Below are 4,208 nucleotides of genomic sequence, written 5' to 3'. Positions count from 1 at the left end.
CTTGGCGCAACAGGCAGGCATTCCCACGCCTTTGTTTAGGGTAATCACAACGACTCAGCCCGCGCAGGTGGGCGGCATTCTATGCGCGTCTGATACCATTCGAAAGCTCTCATTTACGGGCTCGACCGCCGTTGGCAAAATCTTGATGCGTCAGTCGGCTGATACCATGAAGAAACTGAGCTTTGAACTTGGCGGCAATGCCCCCTTTATTGTTTTTGACGATGCAGATATCAATGCCGCGGTCGATGGCGCTATGGTTTCGAAGTATCGCAATGCAGGCCAAACCTGTGTTTGTGTAAACCGATTCTTAGTTCAAGATTCGGTTTACGATGACTTTGTCGCTAAGCTCAGCGAGCGGGTTAGCGCCATGAAGGTGGGTAACGGCGCTGAGGAAGGCGTGACAGTCGGACCTCTGATTAACCATGCGGCTCTCGATAAAGTTGAGATGCTGATGACAGACGCCTGCGACAAAGGCGCCAAAATTGTGGCTGGCGGCCATCGCGTTGACGGCGATGGTGCCTTTTATGCGCCCACAGTATTGACCGAGGTGACCCCTGAGATGGCGATCTTCAGTAACGAGATCTTCGGACCAGTTGCGACTGTTGTGCGATTTAGCACCGAAGATGAAGCCATTGCCATCGCCAACGCGACTGAATACGGCCTAGCCGCCTATTTTTACACCCAAAACTTGGGTCGAAGTTGGCGTGTCATGCAAGCCCTAGAATACGGCATGGTAGGCGTAAATGAGGGGATCATCTCAACCGAGGTGGCGCCTTTTGGCGGCGTAAAACATTCGGGTCTTGGGCGTGAAGGTTCTAAGTACGGTATTGACGAGTACTTAGAAATAAAATACTGCCTCGTCGGCGGCCTGACCTAGGCACTCATTTGTAGTAAATCTGCTGCTCTGGGTCGCAAGACCTTCGCTGTAAACTTGTGTAGGATCGAGGCGTTCGACTACGAGGGGAAGGTCATGGATCAAACAATAAAAGAGTTGCTGGCGCGCGTTGAGCGTATTGAGGCCATCGAGGAAATCAAAGCCTTAAAGGCGAGGTACCTGAACGCGTGTGATAAGCAAGAACCAGAAGCTGTGCGAGAGTGCTTTGTCGCCCAAGGCGCCATTGTGGACATGGACTACTTCGGGTACTGCGATAATCGCGACACCTTTGTTGATGATGTGTTTGTACCACGCGGATGTCATGATTATGTTCTCGACATGCATCACGGCGCCAACCCCGAGATCGAGATCCTTGATGAGAAAACTGCAAAAGGCGTCTGGTCGCTGAACTACCGCAACATCAATACTCAAGATCACACGCTGACGATGCTGAGCGCCTTGTATCATGATGATTATGTTAAAACCGAAGCTGGCTGGCGTATCGCCAAATCTCGAACTGAGTATCGCACGGTCATGGTCTGTAACTACGAGCCCGGTTCATTGCGTGTGGATGTGGCAGCCCGCACCCTCGCCGATGTGATGTAAGGCTGACACCAGCAAACTGAGGTGTGGAGCCCAGGCGGGCCGGAGGGTGTCGTGGCGCAATCGCCAGAGCACCCTAGTCACTTCTTCTAGTAAACGGCAGCAGGATTTTTAGGCCGCGGGTTGCCTAGCATTTCACGGTGCGATGGTCGGTCTACGCCGCGATCTTTGATGCCCAGTTCTAATGCGATTTCAGCACCAATCAGCGTCTGACCTGACAGTTCGTCACGATTACTTGCGTGATCGATGGCATCAAAAATGTGTGCTGAAAATTCTGGGTTTTCAGCATAGGCGATGAACTCTTCATATTGCTCGGGGTTGGTTTTGCGTGCTATTTCCGAGCGCTCGGTGATCTGCGGACCGAGCCAGAGCGATACCGATACGACTCCGGTACCTCGTAGATCGTGCTCCATGTCGTGGGCAAATTTATCGATGCCCGCTTTTTGCGCGCCGTAGGCTGGTCCATGCATGTAGCAGTCGGCGCCAAAAGACGAAACAAAACCGATCAAGCCTGAGCCTTGGGGTACCATGATTTGCGCAGCGTACCAGCTTGCGACGTAGGCCGATCGTAAACCAACGTCCAGAATATTTACCGCATCCAGTTCCTTTTCCCAGAACGGTTTTTTCTCGATCAGTTGATGGTGAATATAGGTTGCGTTGTTCACGAGCATGTCCAAACGGCCCTGCTCGCGTTTGATTTGTTCAAATAGCGCTGCCACCTGGGTGTCGTCCGAATGGTCACATACGACGGCAATCCCTTTGCCGCCACGGGCGGTAATCTCCGCGGCGGTCTCAGCTACCGTGCCCGGTAACACCGACCCGTCCCAGCCTTTGGCATCACCGGGGGTAATGGTGCGGCCAGTAACGTATACGGTGTAGCCCAGTTCGCCCAGGCCCTTTGCGATCCCAGCCCCGGCGCCTCGGCTGGCGCCTGTTACAAGTGCTACGCGAGCAGTCATACTTACCTCCTGATTATATTTCAAACCAGCATAACGGTGTTACTGCTTGCAGACTAGCCCGGCTCTTAGTCCATGTGAGGGCGTCGCGAACGCGATACGAGCCTAGCCGGTCTTAGCAGCTTCCTCTGATTGTCGCTCAGCGCGAGCTTCCTCTTCTTGCTGCATTGGGTAGCCTGGGATGTCACTCGCAAAAAGGCCTGAAAAATCGGGATGCGCGAGCACGTCGTAGTAGCTGCCCACAAAAACCTCAGCGTCTCGGTACTTGATAAAAAATTCTACGTCCTGCGGCAAAGATAAGCGAGCGCCTGTCATGCCCAATCGCTTTGCAAAGCTTCGTTGTTGCTGATCGCAGGCAATAAAATAAAACGCATCGACGTCTTGTTGAACTGCAAAACGGAAGAATTGACTAAATAGAAACTCAAATATTGTGTTACTGCCAGCATACATCGATGAAATGATGATGCCCCGATAGCTGCTTTGCTCGGGGTGTGCAAGTTGTATTGTTGATGCGACTAGGTGGCCAAATACTTCGTCGGTCGATGGGTCGGTAACCATTAGCTTAAAATCATGGTCCCGATTATCGGAAGATTCAGCGTTTTGCAGTGCCTGGTAAAATGGATCTACGCAACGGCTGGAGCCACTGATTAATCGGTCTATATTCGTGCTACAAATCAAGGCTCGATTCTCTTCCCCGATCAGATAGGGATGGTGAGTGTAAGTATTTACTTTGCTTATCGGGCAAGCCTGGCTGCCCCTCGGTCGGTCTTTGATCATGTGCTTAAGAGTGGTCCGAGTGTGCTGCGGATATAAAATCTTCGCGAATGCGATCAGCCGTTTGGTCGAGGGATAGACTCGACTCGCCTCCCAGCGGCTAATGGTCACCGTATCGACCCCCGTAAAGACCGAGCTACGTTGGGCGAGGAAATGCGCGAGTTCAGCTTGCGTCATACCTAGCGACGTCCTGCCGTGGCGAATCAGATCGCCTGTTCGCAGTGCTTCGGTCATTGTACTTTCACTTGCCATATCAGATCTCCTTTTCTAACCTGCTATAAGCATATCGATCCTTTTGCAAAAGTTAATTGCCCCTTGGGGCCGACTTTGCACATTAACAACTGCACTTTGGGGCAGCTGATAAGTCGATATTTGCCCTTTGGGGCAATTGATAACGTTGCCAGCTGCAGTAGAGTGGGTAAAAGATCCCGTAAACCTGCTGTTTGTCTGTTCCGAGGAAAGTTCACAGATTTATGAGTATTGAATACAAACCCTCAGGTTTACTTATCGTTGAAGACGATGAGGGGGTGCGACGCAGTCTAGTGCGGTGGGCTCAACTGCAAGATGTGCGAGTCGTGGGTTACGACTCAGCGGAGCAATGTATTCGAGCCATGCGGAATAACGAATTTTCTTTGACCGATCGAGAGCATTCCGACTTTTTGTCGCATGCCCTAATTGATATGACTCTGCCTGGGCGTGATGGTTTGAGTCTGGTGACCGAGTTGTCACCCCCACTGCCTATTGAGAACGTGATCTTAATTACCGCACGTGTTACCGAGCCTCCGAGAGGCCACGATTCGATCTACCGTAACTGCGTCGTACTACCAAAACCTTTTGATCTTTCGACCTTGGAAAAATTGCTGGGGCTTGATCTTGATTGATTCACAGATCGGTATTGATGCTCTTCAGATTTCGTCCCAAGGAATGGTCATCGGTTTACTGTTCGTGTTAGCGGTTTCAGTTTTGGTCAATTTCGGCTTATCTGAACGACCTGCGCTTGT

5 protein-coding genes are annotated in these 4,208 nt (G+C 51.5%); 3 read left to right on the top strand and 2 right to left on the bottom strand.

Annotated elements, in window-relative coordinates; genetic code table 11:
• Both ACTF5Z_RS11165 and ACTF5Z_RS11160 read left to right on the top strand, forming a co-directional pair.
• Positions 1–877, top strand: an 877-nt coding sequence (locus tag ACTF5Z_RS11165; protein WP_438985699.1) for an aldehyde dehydrogenase family protein, incomplete at its 5' end; no start/stop codon positions are given.
• Positions 878–970: 93 nt separating this feature from the next.
• Positions 971–1,480, top strand: a complete 510-nt coding sequence (locus tag ACTF5Z_RS11160) for a nuclear transport factor 2 family protein (protein ID WP_423849005.1) — start codon at positions 971–973, stop codon at positions 1,478–1,480.
• Between the two features lie 86 nt (positions 1,481–1,566).
• Here ACTF5Z_RS11160 and ACTF5Z_RS11155 read toward each other — a convergent pair whose 3' ends face one another.
• Both ACTF5Z_RS11155 and ACTF5Z_RS11150 read right to left on the bottom strand, forming a co-directional pair.
• On the bottom strand, positions 1,567–2,436 hold the full coding sequence (locus tag ACTF5Z_RS11155; RefSeq protein WP_438985698.1) for an SDR family NAD(P)-dependent oxidoreductase: 870 nt from the start codon (positions 2,434–2,436) through the stop codon (positions 1,567–1,569).
• Positions 2,437–2,538: 102 nt separating this feature from the next.
• Positions 2,539–3,459, bottom strand: a complete 921-nt coding sequence (locus ACTF5Z_RS11150) for a helix-turn-helix domain-containing protein (RefSeq protein WP_438985697.1) — start codon at positions 3,457–3,459, stop codon at positions 2,539–2,541.
• Positions 3,460–3,680: 221 nt separating this feature from the next.
• Here ACTF5Z_RS11150 and ACTF5Z_RS11145 point away from each other — a divergent pair, with 221 nt between their 5' ends.
• Entirely contained in the window at positions 3,681–4,088 is a 408-nt protein-coding gene (locus ACTF5Z_RS11145; RefSeq protein ID WP_438985696.1) for a response regulator, read from the top strand.
• Positions 4,089–4,208 lie beyond the last annotated feature (120 nt).

The sequence above is a fragment of the Aequoribacter sp. genome (assembly GCF_965659035.1).
Classification (GTDB): domain Bacteria; phylum Pseudomonadota; class Gammaproteobacteria; order Pseudomonadales; family Halieaceae; genus Aequoribacter.
The sequence above is the reverse complement of the archived record's forward strand: the minus strand, read 5'-3'. Positions and strand labels throughout refer to the sequence as shown.

Bases quoted from the DNA above. Each gene is read 5' to 3' on its own strand.
- ACTF5Z_RS11145 (WP_438985696.1), top strand. From the start codon at position 3,681: ATGAGTATTGAATACAAACCCTCAGGTTTACTTATCGTTGAAGACGAT.
- ACTF5Z_RS11150 (WP_438985697.1), bottom strand. From the start codon at position 3,459: ATGGCAAGTGAAAGTACAATGACCGAAGCACTGCGAACAGGCGATCTG.
- ACTF5Z_RS11160 (WP_423849005.1), top strand. From the start codon at position 971: ATGGATCAAACAATAAAAGAGTTGCTGGCGCGCGTTGAGCGTATTGAG.
- ACTF5Z_RS11155 (WP_438985698.1), bottom strand. From the start codon at position 2,436: ATGACTGCTCGCGTAGCACTTGTAACAGGCGCCAGCCGAGGCGCCGGG.